Genomic DNA, 21,802 nt, shown 5'->3' with positions numbered 1-21,802 from the left:
TCCATGCCAGCCTTAATGAGGTGAACGAATGAGTATGCAGGCGGTTATTTTTGACATGGATGGCGTGATTATTGATTCCGAGGCGCTGTGGCGCCAGGCGCAGATTGACGCCCTTGCGCAGTGGGGAACAACGGCGAGCGTGGCTGAGTGTGAAACCCTGACCAAGGGCAAGCGTCTCGACGAAATCGCCGACACCTGGTGCCGCTATTTTCAGCTTAACCTTGCCCCATCGCTGCTGGAAGAGGCCATATTGCAGCGCATCACCGGCCTGATTGCCGCCGATGGCGAGCCGATGCGTGGGGTGCAGGAGGCGTTAGGCTATTTTCGCGCTGCCGGCTATAAAATTGCGCTCGCCACGTCATCATCCCGCCAGGTTATCGCCGCCGTGCTGAACAAGCTCTCGCTCTGGCACTTTTTTGACGCGATCTCCAGCGCAGATGATGAACCACGCGGCAAACCGCACCCGGCGGTGTACCTCACGACGCTGCGGAAGCTCAATCTCAACGCCAGCCAGTGTCTGGTGATTGAGGATAGCTTTACCGGCTTTTGCGCGGCCCAGTCGGCGGGGATTGCCACGATAGTGATTGCAGAAGATAGCCAGCACGCGCGTTTTCAGGCCGCCGCTGGCCGCTATCAAACCTTACCTGAACTGCTGGAAGCGCTTAGCGCGGAGCCAGCGGCGGCGGTTTAAGTCAGCCATTTGTGGGCGCAGACATTCCCGGGATGTAGCTGGTCGGTTAATCTCTTCTCTGCGCTCACGCCCTTTTTTCTCCTGGTCGATCTGCCTCACATTTCGCTCATCTTTTGTGAAAACAGTCACGTCTTGTTGTGCCAATGCCCAAATTTATGGCCTTGCTTAGCGGTGTTTGTCCGAGGCACTACTACGAAGTTGTGCTTAGATTATATATTGAAACGTATTTTCAATAATGTGAAACCGCTTTGCCGATTTGATTATGTCGATCGGATTTGGCCGTGATAAGGACCGAGCATGAAAATTGAATCTGTGAATGTCACCGTTTTCCAATATCCCACTCGTCGGGTTTCCGACAGCGCCGGGCACTCCCATCCGGGGGGTGAAAGCATGGCCAAAATGGCGATGCTGACCATCACCGCTGATGATGGGGCGCAGGGCTTTTCGTTTGCGCCTCCGGAAGTCGTGCGCCCGTTCGTGGTGAATACTTTTTTTCGCAAAGTGCTGGTGGGACAGGACCCGTTTAACCGTGAGCGTATCTGGCAGGATCTTAACCACTGGCAGCGCGGCAGCGCACATCAGCTAACGGAGCGCGCGCTGTCGTTTGTTGAACAGGCGCTGTGGGACCTGATCGGCCGCAGCCTTAAGATGCCGGTTTATAAGCTGCTCGGCGGCTATCGCGACACTGTCCCGGCTTACGGTAGCACCATGTGCGGCGACGATCTGCCGGGCGGCCTGTCGACCCCGGAAGAGTATGCCGCTTTTGCTGAGAAGCTGGTCGCCCGCGGCTACAAGGCCATCAAGCTGCACACCTGGATGCCGCCAATCTCTTTTGCGCCCAATCCCAAAATGGACATTAAAGCCTGCGCGGCGGTGCGCGAAGCCGTAGGGCCGGATATTGACCTGATGATTGATGGCTATCACTGGTACAGCCGCGCCGAGGCGCTGTGGATCGGCAAAGAGCTGGAAAAACTCAATTTCGCCTGGTTTGAAGAGCCGATGGAGGAGGATTCGATGTCCTCCTATGCGTGGCTGGCGGAAAACCTGTCGATTCCCATCGTCGGGCCGGAGAGCTTCGGCGGCAAGCACCACATGCGCGCCGAATGGGTGAAAGCCGGGGCCTGCGACATTCTGCGCGCCGGCGCTAACGGCGTGGGGGGGATTACACCGACCATGAAGGTGGCGGCGCTGGCGGAATCTTTCGGCATGGATTGCGAAGTCCACGGCAACGGAGCGGCAAGCCTGGCGGTGGTGGGCGCGATCCGCAACTGCCGCTGGTACGAGCGCGGCCTGCTGCATCCGTTCCTCGACTACGATGAACCGGCGGCCTATCTCAACAGCATTGTCGACCCGATGGATGACCAGGGATTTGTGCATTTGTCACAACGTCCGGGTCTCGGTGAAGACATTAATTTTGCGTATATCGAAGCCAATACCGTTAGCCACGACTGATTTAAAAAAATAAATACCCGATGGCGCTGCGCTTATCGAGCCTGCGGCCCGGTAGACCGGATAAGCCGAAAATGCCGCCATCCGGCAACATGTACCCTACAGTACAGGCAAACAGAGATATGAAAAAAAACTCCTTACTGGGAGCGTGTATTCTCGCGCTCGCCATGTCGATGGGGAGCGGGGAGGCGGTGGCGAAAACGCCGCCCGACCAGCTGATCATCGGCATGAATATGAATAACCTGCTCACCCTTGACCCGGCGGCGATGACCGGTAACGAAGTGGTGGGGATCGTGGTCAACCTCTACGACTCGCTGGTGGAGCTTGACCCTGAGCAGCTCACCACCGTCAGGCCCGCGCTGGCGAAATCCTGGGATATCAGCCCCGACGGCAAAACCCTGACCTTTCATCTGCGCGATGACGTTAAGTTTCACTCCGGCAACCCGCTGACCGCCGCCGACGTCGTGTGGTCAATGCGGCGCATCCTGCACCTCAACCTGGCCCAGGCCTCAGTATGGAAATCCTATGGCTTCAGTAAGAAAAATATCGACAGCCAGGTCAGCGCGCCGGACCGCTTCACGGTGCAAATCGTATTACCCAAAGATAACGATCCGCAGCTGGTGATTTACTCGCTGGCGGCGCTGGGCAACCTCGGAGTGCTGGACAGTAAAACGGTGCAAAGCCACCAGCAGGGTAACGACTGGGGTAACCGCTGGCTAACCACCCATGAAGCCGGTTCCGGGCCGTTTATCCTCGAAACCTGGCAGGCGAAAGATGTGCTGCGCATGAAGCGCAACCCTGACTACTGGCGCGGCGAGGCGAAAATGAGCCGCGTGGTACTGCGTCATTTCCAGGAGTCGCAAACTCTGCGCCTGATGATCGAAAAAGGCGACCTTGATATTGCCAACAATATGGCGGTTTCCGATATCAACGCCCTGCGCAGCGATCCGCAGCTGACCGTCGATGCGGTGCAGCGCGGCACCATGTACTACGTGGCGATGAGCATGAAAGAGGCGCACTTCGCCAATCCGAAAGTGCGCGAGGCGGTGCGCTATCTGATTGATTACCAGGGTATCAATAAAGCGCTGATGCCGGGCTACGGCGTGCTGCACCAGCGGCCTATCAAAGCGGGAATGCCGTCCACGCTACCCGATCCCGGCTACAGGCTGGATGTGGCGCGGGCGAAAAAGCTGCTGGCGGAAGCGGGATATCCCAACGGCTTTGATACCACGCTGCGGGTACTCTCCGATCAGCCATTTCTTAACATCGCTATCGCCGTGCAGTCGACGCTGATGCAGGCGGGGATTAACGCCAAAATCATCACCGGCACTGGTAACCAGATCTACGGCGCAATGCGCGAGCGTAAATTTGACCTGCTGGTGGGACGCGGCGGCAGCGGGATGGAGCCGCATCCGCACTCCAGCCTGCGCGCGCTGGTCTATAACCCGGATAACAGCGATAAGGCGCGCCTGACCAACTTCCAGGGCTGGCGTACCGGTTTTTACGACCCGCAACTGAATACGATGATTGACCAGGCCCTGCTGGAACGCGATCCGCAAAAACAGGTGGCTGACTACCAGGCCATCCAGACACGCTACGACCAGCTGGTTCCGGCTTTAATTCCGCTTTCGCAGATGGTTGATTCGGTCGTCGTGCGCAACGAGGTACGGGAGTATCAGCCGCACCCCTCCGCCACCACTTTTCTGCGTGACGTCTATAAAGTCCGCGAAGGAGAGAAAGGATGAGTACCGCAATCCTTGCGCCCGGCTCACGCGGCCGGCGCTTATCAAAACGGCTACTGCAGGTGGTGATTACACTGTTCGGCCTGCTGCTGCTGACCTTTACCATTGGCCGCGTCATGCCCATCGACCCGGTGCTGGCGATTGTCGGCCCGGATGCTGACCAGAGTACCTATCAGCAGGTTTACCAGCAGCTGGGGTTTGATAAATCGCTGACCACCCAGTTTGGCATCTATTTCGTCAACCTGTTGCACGGCGATCTGGGCAACGCGCTGCTGACCGGGAAACCGGTGGTGGACGATATTATCCGCGTCTTCCCGGCCACCATGGAGCTGGCAACGATGGCGATTATTGTCGGCGCGGGTCTTGGTATTCCGCTGGGCGTGTTGGCGGCGGCGCGGCGCAATAGCGTCTCCGATTATGTGGTACGCATTATCAGCCTGGCGGGCTACTCGATGCCGATCTTTTGGGTCGGGATGATGGGGCTGCTGGTGTTCTATGCCTGGCTTGGCTGGGTAGGCGGCGCCGGGAGGGTAGAGCTCGGGCTGGATGGTGTGGTGCCGCGCTGCACCGGGCTGATGACCGTTGATGCGCTGCTGGCCGGCAACGGCCAGGTGTTCTGGAACGCCATTAATCATCTGATTCTTCCCGCCTCGCTGCTGGGTTTTCACTCGCTGGCTTATATCAGCCGTATGACCCGCAGCTTTATGCTGGCCCAGCTGTCGCAGGAGTTCATTATTACCGCCCGGGTGAAAGGGCTGATCGAGCGCCAGGTTATCTGGAACCATGCGTTTCGTAACATCCTCGTGCAACTGCTGACGGTGGTGGCGCTGGCCTACGGCGCGCTGCTGGAAGGCGCGGTGCTGATTGAAACCGTCTTCTCATGGCCGGGGTTTGGCTCCTACCTTACCGGAAGCTTGCTGCTGGGCGATATGAATGCGGTGATGGGCTGCGTGCTGCTGGTGGGGGTGATCTTCGTGATGCTCAACCTGCTCTCCGACATGCTGTATCAATTCTTTGACCCGAGGACAAAATCATGACCGTTTCTCTGGATTCGCCGCTTTCGGGTGGTGCGGGCGAAGGCCGTCAGCGGCTGCAACGCGCGGCGGCGCGGGCCGTCGGGTTTATCGGCAAAATGGCGCGCAATCCGCTCACGGCCATCGGCGGAGGAATTATCTTTATGCTGCTGGTGGTGGCGATTTTCGCGCCGCTGATTGCGCCTTATAACCCGCTGGTACAGGACCTGAATAGTGCGCTGGTCGCGCCGAATGCGCAGCACTGGTTCGGCACCGATGAGTTTGGCCGAGATATCTTTAGTCGCCTGGTGTACGGCTCCCGCATCACGCTCTATATCGTGCTGCTGGTCTCAGTGACCGTCGGTCCGCTCGGACTGCTGCTGGGCGCCAGTGCCGGCTATTTCGGCGGTAAAGTCGATATGGTGCTGATGCGCGTCACCGATATTTTCATCTCCTTCCCGAGTCTGGTCCTGGCGCTGGCGTTTGTCGCCGCTTTAGGACCGGGGCTGGAGCACGTGGTTATCGCCATCACGCTGACCGCCTGGCCGCCGATTGCCCGTCTGGCGCGCGCCGAAACGCTCTCTCTGCGCCAGGCTGATTTTATCTCCGCCGTGCGTCTGCAGGGCGCTTCATCGGCCCGCGTCCTCTGGCGCCATATCGTGCCGCTGTGTCTGCCCTCGGTCATTATCCGTATCACCATGAATATGGCCGGGATCATTCTGACCGCGGCCGGCCTAGGCTTTCTCGGCCTCGGCGCGCAGCCGCCAGAGCCGGAGTGGGGAGCGATGATCTCCAGCGGGCGCACTTATATGATGGAGTGCTGGTGGGTCGTAACCATTCCGGGGCTGGCGATTTTGATCAATAGCTTAGCGTTCAACTTCTTAGGAGATGGCCTACGTGACATCCTCGATCCCCGTAGTGAATAATGCACCGCTACTCGACGTGCGCGATTTGTGCGTCGACTTTGTTAACGGTAGCGCGGTGACCCACGCCGTGCGCGGCGTCTCCTTCCAGCTTGGGCATGAGAAGCTGGCTATTGTCGGCGAGTCCGGTTCGGGTAAGTCCACCGTTGGGCGCGCGCTGCTGCAGCTGCATCCGAAAAAGGCCCGCGTCAGCGCCAGCCGGATGCAGTTTGCCGACCTCGATCTGCAGCATCTTAGCGAAGCGCAGATGCGCGGCGTACGCGGCAAACGTATCTCTATGATTATGCAGGACCCGAAATATTCGCTTAATCCGGTGGTCTGCGTGGGTAAGCAAATCGCCGAGGCCTGGCTTACTCATCATCCCGGGCGCAAAGATGAGGCGAAAGCCAGGGCGCTGGAGATGCTGGAGGTGGTGCGTATTCGCCAGCCGGAGCGCGTTTATCAGCTTTATCCGCATGAAATATCCGGCGGACAGGGGCAGCGCATCATGATCGCCATGATGCTGATTACCGACCCGGAGCTGATCATTGCCGATGAGCCCACCTCCGCGCTGGACGTGTCGGTGCGCCTGCAGGTGCTGGGCCTGCTGGATGACCTGGTTCAGTCGCGCGGGCTGGGGCTGATTTTTATCAGCCACGATATCAACCTGGTGCGCAGCTTCTGCGACCGGGTGCTGGTGATGTACGCCGGACGGGTAGTGGAGTCCATCGCCGCTAAAGATCTCGATCACGCCCGTCACCCCTACACTCAGGGATTGATTAACTCGCTGCCGGATATGCAGCATCGTCGCCCGATACTGCCGGTGCTGCAGCGTCAGGCCAGCTGGTTAACGGATTAAGGAGCGGATAATGATTGAAGTTCAACATCTCAACCTCGCGTTTGGCGAGGGGGAGAAGCGTAACCAGGTGCTGTATGACGTCAGTTTCCACGTTAAGCCCGGCGAGATCTACGGTCTGGTAGGAGAGTCCGGTTCCGGTAAAACGACGGTGCTCAAGTGCCTGGCGGGGCTGTTTACCCACTGGCAGGGGGAACTGACCATCGATGCTCAGCCCTTAGGGCATGAAATTAGCCGCGAGCGCTGCCGTCAGGTGCAGATGGTATTTCAGGACCCTTACGGATCACTGCATCCCCGTCACACCATTGGCGATATCCTCGAAGAGCCGCTGCAGATCCATCGTATCAACGACCGCGACCGGCGGATCAATGTGCTGCTGGATAAAGTTGGCCTCAACCGCGCCTTTCGCGAGCGCTATCCGCATCAGCTCTCCGGCGGGCAGCGGCAGCGCGTGGCGATAGCCAGAGCGCTGATTCTTGAGCCTCAGGTGCTGCTGCTGGATGAGCCGACGTCGGCGCTGGATGTGTCGGTGCAGGCTGAGATCCTTAACCTGCTGGCAGAATTGCAGCGGGAGGCTAAGCTCACTTACCTGATGGTCACCCACGATCTTGGGGTTATTGCCCACTTATGCCAGAAAGTGGCGGTGATGCAGTACGGGAAGATCCTCGAAACCCTGACGGTCGATGCGCTGGTCAGCGGCCAGGCGCAGACGGCCTATACGCAGATGCTGGTTAACGCCAGTCGGCAATATACGCGCGAAATGGCGCGTGAGGTGGCGGAATACTAAGCTTTATGGCGCATTGTCTCACGGAAGATGCGCCCATTTTAATAGGTAACTATTTGATGTTATAGGTTTTTTGTGGTTGTAGGTATCGTCTATTAATGTAAGCGCGTTGTTTGGATCGATATCCTGCCCAGGTTTTTCCTGCAGCCGCAGGTGCCGTTTTACCTTAACATTCAGAGGCTCAATCAACGAACCCGGCTGCTGTATACCAGCCGGGCACCGTCTTTGCTTTGCGAAGCCTGATCAGCGTAGCAGCGGGCAGTCGGGCGGCAGCCGGCAGCGCAGGGCCGCCGGTAACAGCTCCATACGGAAGGTTTTTCCGCTGAGCGGCTCGCCGTCGAGGTTAAACGTCATCTCATGGGGGGCGGTGATCTCAAACCAGGAGGAGACGCCGTCGACAATATTCGGCGAGTTTTCCGGATTCGCCAGGGTGCTGAAGAGGGCAGGGATCAGCTCTTCGCCGGTGAAAATGCGCAGATGCAGCAGACCATCGTTAATCAACGCCTCCGGACATAGCTGCTGGCCGCCGCCCGCCTGGCGGCCGTTGCCGATGCCGATGACCAGCGCATCGCCCTGCCAGTGAAAGTTCTCCCCGCGGATCTCGCAGCGGTCCGGCTTCAGGGTATCCATGCGCATCAGGCCATGGATTAAATAAGAGACACCGCCGAGCGCGGCTTTGAGCTTTTCCGGTGTTTCGGTGGTGATCCGGGTGCCGAACCCGCCGGTCGCCATATTAATAAAGCCGGTCTTATCATTAACCCGGGCGATATCTATCGGCACATCGCGACCGACGATCGCCAGCTTGAGGGCGCTGGCCAGATCCTGTGGAATACCGACGCTGGTGGCGAAGTCGTTGGCCGTGCCCAGCGGTAAAATCCCCAGCGCCATGTTGCTGCCGCGCTCCACCAGCGCGGTCGCCACTTCATTAATCGTGCCGTCGCCGCCGCCGGCGATCACCGTTTCAACGTTCAGCTGCAGGGCTTCATCGATAAACCGCGCGGCATCGCCCTTTTCCCAGGTCACGCGGACGTGAATATCAATCCCTTCATCGCGTAACAGGTTAACCGCTTCGCGTAGCTGCGGTTCATTGGCACCTTTGCCGTTAAGGATCAGTAAGCTGGCAGGAAACGTAGACATCATCAAGGGAACCTTTATTGCTCAATGTTGCATAAAGTGTACCGCATGACGCAAGTGAAGGCCGGAAGAGAGGCAAAAAAATAAGCCCGCGTAAGGGAGATTACGCAGGCTAAGGAGGTGGTTCCTGGTACAACTAGCATTTATGGGTTATGTTTTTCAGCGAAATGGATGATACCTGTTTCGATCGAAACGGTATGTGATCCGATTCTAATATCCTTACATCGTGAAAAAATAACGCAAATTAACTAGTTACCGTGCGGGTTTCTGGTTGTCTGACCAGTAAAGTTGCGCATCAGCAGCGCATACTGCAGGGGCAGGTCGTCCGGCACAGGCAACCATACGGTATAGCCGTCGCCCGGGGCCACCGGCATGGCTTCGCCTTTGCCATTTTCCATGTGCTCGAGGGTGAAGTTGACGTTACCCTGCGGAGTCATCAGTTCAAGGCTGTCGCCAACGCTGAACTTATTTTTGACCGCCACTGCCGCCAGCGGGCCGTTCCGCTCCCCGGTGAATTCGCCGACAAACTGCTGGCGTTCGGAGAGGGAGTAGCCATATTCGTAGTTCTGGTAATCGTCATGGGTATGGCGGCGCAGGAAGCCTTCGGTGTACCCGCGATGGGCCAGCCCCTCAAGGGTTTCCAGCAGGCTGGTATCGAACGGTTTGCCGGCGGCGGCATCATCGATCGCCTTGCGGTAAACCTGGGCGGTGCGCGCGCAGTAGTAGAAGGATTTGGTGCGGCCTTCGATCTTCAGCGAGTGAACGCCCATCTGGGTCAGACGCTCAACGTGGGCGATAGCCCGCAGATCTTTCGAGTTCATGATGTAGGTGCCGTGCTCATCTTCGAAGGCGGTCATGTACTCGCCCGGACGTTTGGCTTCCTCGATCATAAAGACTTTATCGGTCGGCGCGCCAATGCCGAGGGTTGGCTCCACGGTCTGCACCGGAATCGGCTCATATTTGTGAACGATATTGCCGACGTCGTCCTCTTTACCTTCCGCCACGTTGTATTCCCAGCGGCAGGCGTTGGTGCAGGTTCCCTGATTCGGGTCGCGCTTGTTGATATACCCGGAGAGCAGGCAGCGGCCGGAGTAGGCCATGCACAGCGCGCCGTGGACGAAAATCTCAATTTCCATCTCCGGCACCTGGCGGCGGATCTCTTCGATTTCATCCAGCGACAGTTCACGCGACAGGATCACGCGGCTGAGGCCCATCTGCTGCCAGAATTTGACCGTCGCCCAGTTGACGGCGTTGGCCTGCACCGAAAGATGGATCGGCATATCCGGAAAGTTTTCCCGCACCAGCATGATTAAACCCGGATCGGACATGATCAGCGCGTCCGGACCCATCTCCACCACCGGCTTCAGATCGCGAATAAACGTTTTCAGCTTGGCGTTATGCGGGGCGATGTTGACCACCACATAGAATTTTTTACCCAACGCGTGGGCTTCATTGATGCCGAGCTGCAGATTTTCGTGATTGAATTCGTTGTTACGCACGCGCAGCGAGTAGCGCGGCTGGCCGGCATAAACGGCATCAGCGCCATAGGCGAAAGCGTAACGCATATTCTTCAGCGTTCCCGCCGGGGAAAGGAGTTCTGGTTTAAACATGGTGTTCTCGTTCTGATGACAGGTCAGATTCGCCGCACCGGGTGCGGCGAGTTGGGGAGTGTCCCCACATTAAGGGCGGGCATTGTAGCGCCGCGGCGAAGGGGAGTAAATATCAGATGGGTATCTTTCAGTATGGCTAATTTGTTTGCCATTTTGAACCTGGGCAGTGCTCACACTGACAGCGCTCATAACGCTTGGTGTCATAGTCGCTACGGAGTTTCCCGGGTTGCGGCGTAAACGCCTTACCCGGGCTACGGATTGCAGACGGCGGTGGACTTGTAGCCCGGCTAAGCGCAGCGCGAGCCGGGAAAGGCTCACTACGCCAGCCGGCAGGCGTCGGCTTCCCAGCGGTAGCCAACCCCGTACACGGCGCGGATAAACGACTGTTCGGCGTCCAGCGCCTCCAGCTTGCGCCGCAGGTTCTTGATGTGGCTGTCGATGGTGCGGTCGGTCACTACCCGATAGTCGTCATACAGATGGTTGAGTAGCTGTTCGCGGGAGAACACTTTGCCCGGCTCCTGGGAGAGGGTTTTCAGCAGCCGAAACTCGGCGGGGGTGAGGTCCAGCAGCTTGTCGCGCCACGAGGCCTGAAAACGGCCCTCGTCGACAATCAGCGGACTCTGCGCGTCCAGCGCCTGCAGGTCGCGCTGCGGCTTGCAGCGGCGGAGAATGGTTTTCACCCGGGCGACCACTTCCCGCGGGCTGTAAGGCTTGCAGATATAGTCGTCGGCGCCAATCTCCAGCCCCAGCAGGCGGTCGATCTCTTCGATTTTCGCCGTCACCATCACCACCGGAACGTCGGAGAAGCGGCGAATTTCGCGGCACAGCGTCAGGCCGTCGGTACCGGGCAGCATCAGATCCAGCAGGATCAGGTGCGGCGGAGTCTGGCGAACGTAGGGCAGGACCTTGTCGCCATGGTTAATCAGCGTAGGCGCATAGCCGGCGGCCTGCAGATAATCAATCAGCAGCTGGCCGAGCTTGGGTTCATCTTCCACGATAAGAATGCGCGGGGTGTTTTCATCTACAGGCAATTCAGTCATACGTCTCTCGGTAAATCATGTTCCAGAGGTAACTCAACTTTAATGCTAACCCCGCCAAAAGGCGAATGGTCGGCACGCAGGGTGCCGCCGTGGGCCGCTACGATATTGAGGCAAATCGCCAGCCCAAGGCCGGAGCCGCCGCTGGCGCGGTTGCGCGATCCTTCTGCCCGGTAAAAGCGCTCGCACAGGCGGGCCAGCTGCTCATCGCTGACCCCGGGGGCGCTGTCGGCGAAGTCGATCACCAGCATCCGTCCGCTGCGGCGGGCGGTGATGTGCAGGCTGCCGCCGCTGTCGGTATAGCGCAGGCTGTTTTCCAGCAGATTGTTGAAGAGCTGCATCAGGCGGTCGCGGTCGCCGAAGATCATCGCCTGCTCCGGGAGCGACACCTGGATGCTCAGCTGCCGGCCGGCGAAGCGCTCGCGAAAAGCGCCTGCGGCTACCTCCAGCAGGGTGATGATATCCAGCGAGGTTTTCTGGTAGGCCAGCGCTCCCTCATCGGACATCGACAGCTGATGGAGATCGTCTACCAGCTTGGTGAGGGTGGCCACTTCAGCCTGCAGAGAGGGAATGGATTCAGGGGTAAAACGCCGGACCCCGTCCTGAATCGCCTCCAGCTCGCCGCGCAGCACCGCCAGCGGGGTACGCAGTTCATGGGAGATATCGGCCATCAGGTCGCGACGCATCTGCTGGTTGCGCTCCAGGGTGCTGGCAAGCTGGTTAAAATCCTGCGCCAGGCGGCCGAGCTCATCGCCGCCGGTCACCGTCACGCGGGTGGAAAAGTCGCCCGCCGCCAGCTTATGGGTGCCTTCCACCAGCCGTTTCACCGGCGCCAGCAGGCCGCGGGCCAGCGGGAAGGTGGCCAGCGCGGCAAGCAGGGTGGCGAGGGCGACAATCAGCCAGCTGGTGCGCTTCTGCTGCCGGTCGAAGTTAATGTCGGTATTGCGGGTTAGCCGCTCCACCGGCGAGGCGATCACTCTGCCTACCTCCACGCCGTTGACCATAATGCTGCGCTGGCTGCCGTCCTCCGGCACACGCTCGCGGGGGCCCACCAGCACCCGGCCAGACTGATCGACCACCCAGAACATGGTGCGCCAGCCGTGGGGCGGCATTTCCGGCCTCGGGCGCGGGCCGTCAGGGGGACCATCCGGCGGCGGCCCATCGGGACCGGCGTCCGGCGCGTCCATCGCCCCCGGCTTCATGGCGTGCCCCGGCGGCGAGCGGTCGTCATTATCCCGTTCGAAGGTGCGCAGCAGCTGGAAGATAAAGCGGTCATTGTTGCGCAGAAACGCCCAGCTGCCGTGCTGGGCATACTGCTCGCTCAGCGCGTCGCTAAGCATGGTTAACCGCTGCTCATTGCCGCGCTTGATGTAATCGATAAACCCGCGTTCGAAACTGATGCGCACCGCCCAGTGCATGCTGATCAGCAGCACGATGCAGGTGGCGAAAATAGCGAGGAACAGCTTGCCGGTAATGCCCGGGCGCCAAAATTTCACGATCCACTCCTGTTGCGTCGACGGATGACGGTATTGCTGCCGACGTCATCCGGTACCCGGGAAAAGATGAGCGCCGGCAGGGCGATGATCGCCGCCATGCTCAGATAGGTATAGAGAAAGACCTGATGGGTGCCGGCGGCGTCGAGGTTCAGATGCTGCTGGCCGTACAGCCCCAGCAGCAGCCCGGCGATGGTCACGCCAATACTCATCGACAGCTGCATCACCATCGACAGCAGGCTGTTGCCGCTGCTGGCCAGATCGTCCGGGAGATCTTTCAGGGTCAGGGTATTCATCGACGAGAAGCGGCTGGCGTTGATCATCCCCTGCAGAAACAGGATCAGCGGCAGCGCGTAATACCAGCCCGCCAGGGCGCAAAACATAAACAGCAGGCTGACCGCCGCCAGCCCCAGAGTGCTGGCGACCAGCACCCGACGGTAGCCGAAGCGGTTGACCACCTGGACCACGATCCGCTTCATCCCCATGCTGCCGAGCACCATCGGGATCATCATCAGCCCGGCGTGGAAGGGGCTAAAACCGAGGCCGATCTGCAGGAACACCGGGGTCATAAACGGCAGCATGCCGCTGCCGATGCGCCCGGCGAAGCTGCCGCCGAGGCCAAGGGAGAAGGTGCGGTTGCGAAACAGGTTAAGGCTGAACAGCGCCCGGGCGTTACCGCGGGCGTGCCACAGGTAGAGCAGCAGGGCGGCGAGGCCGACGGCCACCAGTCCCGCCAGCCAGGCGGGGGAAATGCCGAGCCCTTTCTGGCCATCCAGCGCCAGGGTCAGGGTCGCCATCCCGGCCGCCAGCAGCACAAAGCCGGCGAGATCGAAGCGTCGGGTCTGCATGGTGTAGTTGGGCATCAGGCAGAGGGTGGCGATGGCGCCGACGATCCCCACCGGGATGTTAATGAGGAAGATCCAGTGCCAGGAGGCGTACTCCACCAGTACCCCGCCCAGCGCCGGGCCGAGCAGCGGGCCGACCTGGCCCGGCAGGGTAACGAAGGTCATCGCCGCCATGTACTGATCGCGCGGGACGATCTTCATCACCGTCAGGCGGCCGACCGGCACCATCATCGCGCCGCCGATACCCTGCAGCACCCGCGCCATCACCAGCTGGTCAAGGGTGCTGGCCTGGGCGCAAAACAGCGATCCAGCGGTAAACAGCACGATGGCGGTAAAGAAAATATTGCGCACCCCGACCCGGTCGGCCAGCCAGCCGCTGGCCGGCAGCATCACCGCCACCGTCAGGACATAGGAGACGATGATCATATGCATATGCAGCGGACTCTCCCCGAGGCTTTTGGCCATCGAGGGGAGGGCGGTGTTGACGATGGTGGTGTCCAGCGACTGCATAAAGAAGCCGAACGCCACTATCCATAGCTGCCAGCGCACGCTGGCCGGGAGGTCTGTCATCTTATTCGCTTACCGGTTGAGTGGAATGACGCGAAAAACGCAGCCGCAAACGGTCAAAGAAAAGATAGACCACCGGCGTGGTGTAGAGCGTTAACAGCTGGCTCATCACCAGACCGCCGACGATAGTGATCCCCAGCGGCTGGCGCAGTTCGGAGCCGTCGCCGCCGGAGAGCACCAGCGGCAGGGCGCCGAACAGCGCGGCGAGGGTGGTCATCATAATCGGCCGGAAACGCAGCAGGCAGGCCTGGAAAATCGCCTCTTCCGGCGTCAGGTTGCCGGTGCGCTGCGCCTCAAGGGCAAAATCAACCATCATGATGGCGTTTTTCTTCACGATGCCAATTAATAACATGATCCCGATAAGGGCGATTAGGCTGAACGGGGCATCGAATATCTCCAGCGCCAGCAGCGCGCCCACCCCGGCGGAGGGTAGCGTCGAAAGGATGGTCAACGGATGTACATAGCTCTCGTAGAGCATCCCCAGCACGATATAGACCGTGGCAATGGCCGCGAGGATCAGGATCACCTGCGCGTTCATGGTCTGCTGGAACACCTGAGCGGTACCGGCAAATGAGCCACGTACGGTGGACGGCACCCCGAGCTGGGTCATCGCGCGGTTAATCGCCTCGCTGGCTTCCGACAGCGAGCGGCCGGTGGGCAGGTTAAAGGAGATTGTGGACGCCGCCGACAGCCCCTGGTGGTTCACCGACAGCGGGGCGTTGGCCGGCTGCCATTTGGCGAAGTAGGCCAGCGGGATCGGCTTGCCCTCGCTGTTGATGACAAACATCTTATCCAGGGCGCTGACGTCCTGGGTGTAGGCCGGATCCACCTCCATCACCACCTTGTACTGGTTAAGCGGCTGGTAGATGGTGGAGATCTGCCGCTGGCCGAAGGCGTTGTTCAGCAGGTTGTTGGCGTCCTAAACGCTGATGCCGAGGCGCGACATGGTATCCCGGTCATAGACCAGGTCCATTTCGGCGCCATTGTCCTGCTGATCCGAGTTGACGTCCGCCAGCTCAGGCAGCGCCGCCAGCGCTTTGCGGATCTTCGGCTCCCACTCGCGCAGCGCCGACAGGTCATCGGATAGCAGGGTGTACTGATAGCTGGCGTTCGACTGCCGGCCACCGACGCGGATATCCTGCACCGCCATCAGGAACAGGTTAGCCCCGGGCTCGTTGGCCAGCTTTTTGCGCAGTCGGTCAATCACCTGCTGCGCCGTCTCGTGGCGCTGGTCGCGCGGCTTGAGGGTGATAAACATCATCCCGCTGTTGACCCGCGAGCCGCCGGTAAATCCGGTGACGTTATCCACCGCCGGATCTTCGCGAATGATTTTCATAAAGTCCTGCAGCTTGCCGCGCATCGCCTGGAAGGAGATGCTCTGGTCGGCCTGAATGCCGCCCATCAGCACCCCGGTGTCCTGCTCCGGGAAGAAGGTTTTCGGGATCGAAATGTAGAGCCAGACGCTGAGGGCGATGGTGCCGAGCACCACCAGGCCGGTCAGGCGGCTGTGCTTCAGCACCCATTTTAACGATTTACCATAGCCGCCCTGTACGGCCACCAGCAGGCGGCCAAAGCCGCGGTTGCGCGTCGGCTGGTGGGGTTTGCCGCTTTTCAGCAGCCAGCCGCACATCATCGGCGTCAGGGTGAGGGAGACCGCCAGCGAGATGCCGATCGCCACCGACAGGGTGACGGCGAACTCGCGCAGCAGGCGGCCGGGCAGGCCGCCCATCAGCAGCAGCGGCAGAAACACCGCCACCAGCGACAAGCTCATCGACAGCACGGTAAAGCCGACCTCGCGGCTTCCCTGCAGCGCCGCCTGCAGCGGTTTCATCCCCGCCTCCAGATGGCGGGAGATATTCTCCAGCACCACGATGGCGTCATCCACCACGAAGCCGGTAGCGATAGTCAGGGCCATCAGCGACAGGTTATTGAGGCTGAAACCGCATAAGTACATCGCGGCGAAGGTGCCGATTAAGGAAACCGGAACGGCGACGGCGGGGATCAGCGTGGCGCGTCCGGAGCGCAGGAACAGGAACACCACCAGGATCACCAGCGCCACCGAGATCACCAGCGTCTGCTCCACCTCCTCCAGCGAGGCGCGGATGGTCGGCGAGCGATCCTGGGCGATCTGCAGGTCGATGGCCGCCGGGATGGTCTGCTGTAGCTCCGGCAGGCGGGCGCGGATGCTGTCCACCGTCTGAATGATATTGGCTTCCGGCAGTTTGCGGATCATCAGCAGGATCGCCGGCTTGGCGTTGGTCATCCCGGCGTTGCGCACGTCCTGCACCGAATCTGAGACGGTGGCAACATCCCCCAGCCGCACCGCGGCGCCATTCTGGTAGTGGACGATCAGCGGCTGATAGTCGGCGGCGGTCTTCAGCTCATCGTTGGTATGCACCTGCCAGCGGTGGGCGCTGTCCTCCAGCGCCCCCTGCGGCTTGCGCACGTTGGCGTCGCTGATGGCGGTGCGCACCGCGTCCAGCGACACGCCCTGGTTGAACAGCGCCTGCGGGTTGAGGTCGACGCGCACCGCCGGCAGGGAGCTGCCGCCGACGTCGACATCGCCGACGCCGTCAATCTGCGCGATGGTCTGCGCCAGCTGGGTGGAGGCGAAATCATACAGCTCACCCTGGGAGTAGGTGTCGGAGGTCAGCGTCAGGATCATGATCGGCGCATCCGACGGGTTGGCTTTGCGGTAGGTCGGCCGGCTGGGCATCCCGCTCGGCAGCAGGCTTTGCGCGGCGTTGATCGCTGCCTGGACATCGCGCGCCGCGCCGTTGATATCGCGGTCGAAGTTAAACTCGAGAATGATGCGGGTGCTGCCGAGTGAACTGGAGGAGGTCATCTCATTGACCCCGGCAATCCGCCCCAGGGAGCGCTCCAGCGGGGTGGCCACCGACGAGGCCATGGTCTCCGGCGAGGCCCCCGGCAGCGAGGCGCTGACCATAATCACCGGGAAATCGACCTGCGGCAGCGGGGCCACCGGCAGCAGCCGGAAGCCGAGAATGCCGCACAGGGTGATGGCCAGCGAGATGAGGATCGTCGCCACCGGGCGGTAAATGAAGAGGGCGAATAACTTCACTTACGCCTCCTCTTCCTGACGCGGGAAGCGGCGCTTCAGGTGCAGCGACAGGCGGTCGAACAGCAGATAGATCACCGGGGTGGTGAACAGGGTCAGCACCTGGCTGAGCATCAGGCCGCCAACCATGCCGATCCCCAACGGACGCCGCAGCTCCGCGCCGACGCCGGTGCTCAGCATCAGCGGCAGGGCGCCGAGCAGGGCGGCGAGGGTGGTCATCAGGATCGGTCGGAAGCGGAGCAGACAGGCCTGGTAGATCGCCTCCCGCGGCGGCATGCCCTGCTCGCGCTCGGCGGCCAGCGCGAAGTCGATCATCATGATGGCGTTCTTCTTCACGATGCCGATCAGCAGAATGATGCCGATGATGGCGATCACGTCCAGCTCGCTGCCCGCCAGCCACAGCGCCAGCAGCGCCCCGACCCCGGCGGTGGGCAGGGTGGAGAGAATGGTGATCGGATGGATAAAGCTCTCATACAGCACCCCCAGTACGATATACATCGCCACCACCGCGGCCACGACCAGCCAGACGGTGCTGCCCAGCGCCGACTGGAAGGCCAGCGAGCTGCCCTGGAACTGAGTTCGAATATCGCTCGGGAAATCCAGCGACTGTTCGGCGGTGAGGATTGCCTCTACCGCTTCGCCCAGTGAGTAGTTGTCCGGAACGTTAAACGAGATGGTGGTCACCGGGAACTGATCGAGGTGGTTCACCGACAGCGGGGTAAAGCGCTGCTCCACCGTGGCGATGGCGGTCAGCGGCACGATGCCGCCGTCGCTGCTGGTCAGGCGGATATTATCCAGCGCCGCCAGGCCCGGCGTCGCTTCGGTATCCTGCTCTAGCACCACGCGATACTGATTCGCCTGGGTGTAAATGGTGGAGATCAGCCGCTGGCCGAAGGCGTTGTACAGCGCGTTATCGACATCGGCCATCGAGATGCCGAGGCGGCTGGCGCTGTCGCGATCCACCTTGATATAGGCGGCCAGGCCTTTGTCCTGCCAGTCGCTGCTGACGTCGGCCAGCTGCGGCTGAGCCTGCAGGCGACTGAGCAGCGGCGGCACCCACGTGCTCAACGCCTCGAGGGAGTTCGCCTGTAGAGTGAACTGGTACTGGGTGCGGCTCACCGTGGTGTCGATGGTCAGATCCTGGGTCGGCTGCAGATAGAGCGCCACGCCCGGGACACCGGCCACCGCCTGCTGCAGACGGCTAATCACCGTCTGGACGCGGTCGTCGCGTTCATCCAGCGGCTTGAGGTTGATCTGCAGGCGGGCGCTGTTCAGCGCCGGGTTGGTGCCGTCGACGCCGACGAACGAGGTCAGGCTCTCCACCGCCGGATCCTTGAGAATAATGTCGGAAACCTGCTGCTGGCGCTGGGCCATGCTGGCGAAGGAGACCGACTGCGGCGCCTGGAGGGTGCCCTGGATAATGCCGTTATCCTGGATCGGGAAAAAGCCTTTCGGGATAAAGACCCACAGCAGAATCGACAGCGCCAGGGTGCTCAGGGCGACGCCGAGCGTCAGCCACGGGTGGTTCAGCACCCGACTCAGCCAGCGGCCATAGACGGCGATCACCCGGTCAAAGAAGCGCTCGCTGGCCCGCGAGAAGCGGTTCTGCTTACGCAGCGATTCGTGGCTTAACATGCGGGCGCACATCATCGGCGTCAGGGTCAGGGAGACCACCGCCGAGATCAGGATGGCGACGGCAAGGGTAACGGCGAATTCGCGGAACAGGCGGCCAACGATATCGCCCATAAACAGCAGCGGGATCAGCACCGCGATCAGCGAGAAGGTGAGGGAGATAATGGTGAAGCCGATTTCTCCCGCGCCTTTCAGCGCAGCGGCCAGCGGCTTCTCGCCTTTCTCGATATAGCGCGAGATGTTCTCGATCACCACGATGGCGTCATCCACCACAAAGCCGGTGGCGATGGTCAGGGCCATCAGCGTCAGGTTGTTGATCGAGAAGTCGAGGAACACCATCACCGCGAAGGTACCCACCAGCGACAGCGGCACCGCGACGCCGGGAATAATGGTCGCCGGCACGTTGCGCAGGAACAGGTAGATGATCATCACCACCAGGGCGATGGCCAGCATCAGCTCAAACTGGGTGTCGCGCACCGAGGCGCGGATGTTGGTGGTCCGGTCGGAGAGAACCTGCACCTTCACCGATTTCGGCAGGCTCTCGGTAAGCTGCGGCAGCATCTGGCGAATGCTGTCGGCGGTGTCGATAATGTTGGCCCCCGGCTGGCGCTGGACGTTCATCACGATCGCCCGCTGCTGGTTGGCCCACGCCCCGAGCCAGCTGTTTTCGGCCCCTTGTTCGACGCTGGCGACATCGCCGAGCCGGATCGGCGCCCCGTTCTGATAAGCGATAATCAGGCGGCGGTAATCCTCAGCGGACTGCATCTGATCGTTAGCGGAAAGCGTTACCGCGCGGGCCGGGCCGTCGAGGCTGCCTTTCGCCGAGTTAACGTTGGCGCTGGTGATGGCGGTGCGCACGGTTTCGCTGGTCAGGCCGAGGGCGGCGATGGCCTGGGCGTTAAGCTTCACCCGCACCGCCGGGCGCTGGCCGCCGGCGAGGGTCACCAGACCGACGCCGGAAACCTGAGAGATCTTCTGCGCCACCCGCGTCTCCACCATATCCTCTACCTGGGTCATCGGGATCGCGGAGGAGGTAACGGCGAGGGTCATGATCGGCGGATCCGCCGGGTTCACCTTGCTGTAGACCGGCGGGTTGGGCAGATCGTTCGGCAGCAGGTTGGTGGCGGCGTTGATGGCCGCCTGCACTTCCTGCTCGGCAACGTCCAGCGGCAGGGTCAGCTGGAACTGGAGCGTGACGACCGAGGCGCCGCCGGAACTTTGCGATGACATCTGCTTAAGCCCGGACATCTGGCCGAACTGGCGTTCCAGCGGGGCGGTGATAGCGGAGGTCACCACGTCCGGGCTGGCGCCCGGATAGAGGGTGACTACCTGAATGGTCGGGTAATCCACCTCCGGTAACGCGGAGACCGGCAGAAAGCGGTAGCCGATGATCCCGGCTAACAGGATCGCCACCATCAGCAGAGTGGTGGCCACCGGACGCATAATAAACAGCCGGGACGGGCCGCCGGTGCGGCCTGGGGGTAACACCTGCATCAGGAACGCGCTCCGTGTTTACCGCTCTGCCGCGGGGCGGGCTGCGCCTGCTCGCTGCCGCTGGCGGTGACAACTTCCACTTTCGCCCCTTCGGTCAGGCGGTCAATCCCGTCGGTGACCACGCGATCCCCGGCGGAAAGCCCGGCGCTGATGACCACTTTCTGGCTGTCCTGGATCCCCGGGGTGACGCTGTGTTTGCTGACCTTATTCTCATCGTTCAGCACCCATACAAAATGCCCTTCGTTGCCCATCTGCAGAGCGGCGGCAGGGATGACTACCGCGTTCTGCTGGGTGTCCACCAGCAGGCGGGCGTTAACGAACTGGTTGGGGAACAGGGCGTCGTCCAGATTGCTGAAGCGCGCCTTCAGCTTGATGGTCCCGGTGGTCGCATCGATCTGGTTGTCGAGGCTCAGCAGCTCCCCGACGCTGATTTTCTGCTTATTGGTACGGTCCCAGGCTTCGACGCTGAGCGCTTTACCCGCTTTCTGCGCCTGCACCACCGTGGCGATGCTGTTTTCCGGCAGGGTAAAGACCACGTCGATCGGATGCGTCTGGGTGAGAACCACAATCCCGGTGGTATCCCCGCTGGAAATCTGGTTGCCGATATCGACCTGCTTTAAGCCGACGCGGCCGTCGATCGGCGCGGTAATGCGCGTCCAGTCGAGCTGCAGCTGGGCGCTGGCGACGGCTGCTTCATCGGCTTTTACGGTGCCAGCGGATTCCACCACCAGCGACTGCTGGGTGTCGAGCTCCTGGCGGGAGACGAGATTGGTTTTCACCAGCTGCTGGTAACGGGCGAGATCGCGGCGGGCATTCGCCAGAGTGGCGTTATCTTTCGCCAGCTGACCCTGCGCCTGGGCGAGGGCGACTTTAAACTGGCTGGGATCGATCTGCGCCAGCAGATCGCCGGCTTTGACCTGCTGACCCTCCTGGAAGTGAAGGCTAAGCAGCTGGCCGTCGACCCGGCTGCGGACGGTGACGGTATTGGCCGCCGTCACGGTACCCAGCCCGGTGAGATAGCGCGGGACCGCTTGTTCGGTTGCGGTGGCGGCCTGCACCGGCGCCAGCGCGCCGCCAAAGCGGCCATGGCGCGCGCCGCCCGGACCCTGCGGACCCTGCCCGGTGGCGGGCGTCCCGCTGCCGCTCGTTCCACGATCGTGCCAGAACCAGTAGGCGGCCCCGGCGATAATCACTACCGCCAGCGCGGCGCCCCAACGACGTATGTTACTGCCTTTCATTAGTTTACGGTCTCATCCTGAAGCGTTTCGCTGAATGATACTAGTTTAGTGAGGGAAGGGGCCGTAAAAATGGAGGAATTATGAAAAGAAGGTTGAGAAATGTCTGGATAACGGCCGCGACGCCGGGCGTTCTCGCCGCTGATTTCCGGGGTGATATCAACTTTTAGTTTAAAAAAGCAAAAAATAGTTGTATCCGCGGGGGCTTTAATTAGATTTATGCGGTGAATAAATCAGTG

General features: G+C 60.9%; 14 protein-coding genes and 1 pseudogene. 7 read left to right on the top strand and 8 right to left on the bottom strand.

Annotated elements, in window-relative coordinates; translation table 11 throughout:
* The first annotated feature begins 28 nt into the window (after positions 1–28).
* From MKS11_RS24420 to MKS11_RS24390, 7 genes are all read left to right on the top strand, one after another.
* Positions 29–691 (top strand): HAD family phosphatase, encoded by a 663-nt coding sequence (locus MKS11_RS24420; protein ID WP_043520368.1) that lies wholly within the window; start codon positions 29–31, stop codon positions 689–691.
* 297 nt (positions 692–988) lie between these two features.
* Positions 989–2,143, top strand: a complete 1,155-nt coding sequence (locus MKS11_RS24415; RefSeq protein ID WP_004214749.1) for a mandelate racemase family protein — start codon at positions 989–991, stop codon at positions 2,141–2,143.
* 119 nt (positions 2,144–2,262) lie between these two features.
* Positions 2,263–3,885: an ABC transporter substrate-binding protein gene (locus tag MKS11_RS24410; RefSeq protein ID WP_122542355.1), complete on the top strand. Its 1,623-nt coding sequence runs from the start codon at positions 2,263–2,265 to the stop codon at positions 3,883–3,885.
* Positions 3,882–4,919, top strand: coding sequence for an ABC transporter permease (locus MKS11_RS24405; RefSeq protein WP_108450960.1), 1,038 nt, complete (start codon positions 3,882–3,884; stop codon positions 4,917–4,919). The genes MKS11_RS24410 and MKS11_RS24405 overlap by 4 nt, the downstream gene beginning before the upstream one ends.
* Positions 4,916–5,821 carry an ABC transporter permease gene (locus MKS11_RS24400; RefSeq protein WP_284109735.1) on the top strand — a complete coding sequence of 302 codons (906 nt, stop codon included), beginning with the start codon at positions 4,916–4,918 and terminating at the stop codon, positions 5,819–5,821. Before MKS11_RS24405 ends, MKS11_RS24400 begins: the two co-directional genes overlap by 4 nt.
* Positions 5,793–6,656 carry an ABC transporter ATP-binding protein gene (locus MKS11_RS24395; protein ID WP_004175147.1) on the top strand — a complete coding sequence of 288 codons (864 nt, stop codon included), beginning with the start codon at positions 5,793–5,795 and terminating at the stop codon, positions 6,654–6,656. The genes MKS11_RS24400 and MKS11_RS24395 overlap by 29 nt, the downstream gene beginning before the upstream one ends.
* Positions 6,657–6,666: 10 nt before the next feature.
* Positions 6,667–7,440 (top strand): ABC transporter ATP-binding protein, encoded by a 774-nt coding sequence (locus MKS11_RS24390; protein ID WP_004180550.1) that lies wholly within the window; start codon positions 6,667–6,669, stop codon positions 7,438–7,440.
* A 240-nt stretch (positions 7,441–7,680) separates the two neighbouring features.
* On the opposite strand, the gene yegS is transcribed toward MKS11_RS24390, so the two are convergent.
* The 8 genes and pseudogenes from yegS to MKS11_RS24350 all read right to left on the bottom strand — a co-directional run bounded on the left by yegS (position 7,681) and on the right by MKS11_RS24350 (position 21,566).
* Positions 7,681–8,577: a lipid kinase YegS gene (gene yegS / locus MKS11_RS24385; RefSeq protein ID WP_017899357.1), complete on the bottom strand. Its 897-nt coding sequence runs from the start codon at positions 8,575–8,577 to the stop codon at positions 7,681–7,683.
* Positions 8,578–8,819: 242 nt separating this feature from the next.
* Positions 8,820–10,181, bottom strand: a complete 1,362-nt coding sequence (gene yegQ / locus MKS11_RS24380) for a tRNA 5-hydroxyuridine modification protein YegQ (protein ID WP_064794887.1) — start codon at positions 10,179–10,181, stop codon at positions 8,820–8,822.
* 317 nt (positions 10,182–10,498) lie between these two features.
* A complete protein-coding gene (gene baeR / locus MKS11_RS24375; protein WP_004201558.1) occupies positions 10,499–11,221 on the bottom strand; it encodes a two-component system response regulator BaeR in 723 nt (240 codons plus the stop codon).
* Entirely contained in the window at positions 11,218–12,714 is a 1,497-nt protein-coding gene (gene baeS / locus MKS11_RS24370) for a two-component system sensor histidine kinase BaeS (RefSeq protein WP_017899359.1), read from the bottom strand. Before baeS ends, baeR begins: the two co-directional genes overlap by 4 nt.
* The gene (locus MKS11_RS24365; RefSeq protein WP_259596630.1) at positions 12,711–14,126 is read right to left on the bottom strand and encodes an MFS transporter; all 1,416 of its coding nucleotides are present in this window, start codon (positions 14,124–14,126) and stop codon (positions 12,711–12,713) included. Before MKS11_RS24365 ends, baeS begins: the two co-directional genes overlap by 4 nt.
* A gap of 1 nt (position 14,127) precedes the next feature.
* Positions 14,128–17,205 (bottom strand): annotated as a pseudogene (gene mdtC, locus MKS11_RS24360) (multidrug efflux RND transporter permease subunit MdtC).
* Positions 17,206–20,328 (bottom strand): MdtB/MuxB family multidrug efflux RND transporter permease subunit, encoded by a 3,123-nt coding sequence (locus MKS11_RS24355; RefSeq protein WP_017899361.1) that lies wholly within the window; start codon positions 20,326–20,328, stop codon positions 17,206–17,208.
* Positions 20,328–21,566 (bottom strand): MdtA/MuxA family multidrug efflux RND transporter periplasmic adaptor subunit, encoded by a 1,239-nt coding sequence (locus MKS11_RS24350; RefSeq protein WP_259596628.1) that lies wholly within the window; start codon positions 21,564–21,566, stop codon positions 20,328–20,330. Before MKS11_RS24350 ends, MKS11_RS24355 begins: the two co-directional genes overlap by 1 nt.
* Between the last annotated feature and the right edge of the window lie 236 nt (positions 21,567–21,802).

Origin of the sequence: Klebsiella sp. K5-45 (assembly GCF_030128605.1) — a bacterium.
GTDB classification, from domain to species: Bacteria; Pseudomonadota; Gammaproteobacteria; order Enterobacterales; family Enterobacteriaceae; genus Klebsiella; species Klebsiella quasipneumoniae.
This window is presented reverse-complemented; position numbering and strand designations above follow the sequence as displayed.

Coding starts and splice junctions, on each gene's coding strand:
- MKS11_RS24420 (WP_043520368.1), top strand. CDS start 29: ATGAGTATGCAGGCGGTTATTTTTGACATGGATGGCGTGATTATTGAT.
- MKS11_RS24415 (WP_004214749.1), top strand. CDS start 989: ATGAAAATTGAATCTGTGAATGTCACCGTTTTCCAATATCCCACTCGT.
- MKS11_RS24410 (WP_122542355.1), top strand. CDS start 2,263: ATGAAAAAAAACTCCTTACTGGGAGCGTGTATTCTCGCGCTCGCCATG.
- MKS11_RS24405 (WP_108450960.1), top strand. CDS start 3,882: ATGAGTACCGCAATCCTTGCGCCCGGCTCACGCGGCCGGCGCTTATCA.
- MKS11_RS24400 (WP_284109735.1), top strand. CDS start 4,916: ATGACCGTTTCTCTGGATTCGCCGCTTTCGGGTGGTGCGGGCGAAGGC.
- MKS11_RS24390 (WP_004180550.1), top strand. CDS start 6,667: ATGATTGAAGTTCAACATCTCAACCTCGCGTTTGGCGAGGGGGAGAAG.
- yegS (WP_017899357.1), bottom strand. CDS start 8,577: ATGATGTCTACGTTTCCTGCCAGCTTACTGATCCTTAACGGCAAAGGT.
- yegQ (WP_064794887.1), bottom strand. CDS start 10,181: ATGTTTAAACCAGAACTCCTTTCCCCGGCGGGAACGCTGAAGAATATG.
- baeR (WP_004201558.1), bottom strand. CDS start 11,221: ATGACTGAATTGCCTGTAGATGAAAACACCCCGCGCATTCTTATCGTG.
- MKS11_RS24365 (WP_259596630.1), bottom strand. CDS start 14,126: ATGACAGACCTCCCGGCCAGCGTGCGCTGGCAGCTATGGATAGTGGCG.
- MKS11_RS24355 (WP_017899361.1), bottom strand. CDS start 20,328: ATGCAGGTGTTACCCCCAGGCCGCACCGGCGGCCCGTCCCGGCTGTTT.
- MKS11_RS24350 (WP_259596628.1), bottom strand. CDS start 21,566: ATGAAAGGCAGTAACATACGTCGTTGGGGCGCCGCGCTGGCGGTAGTG.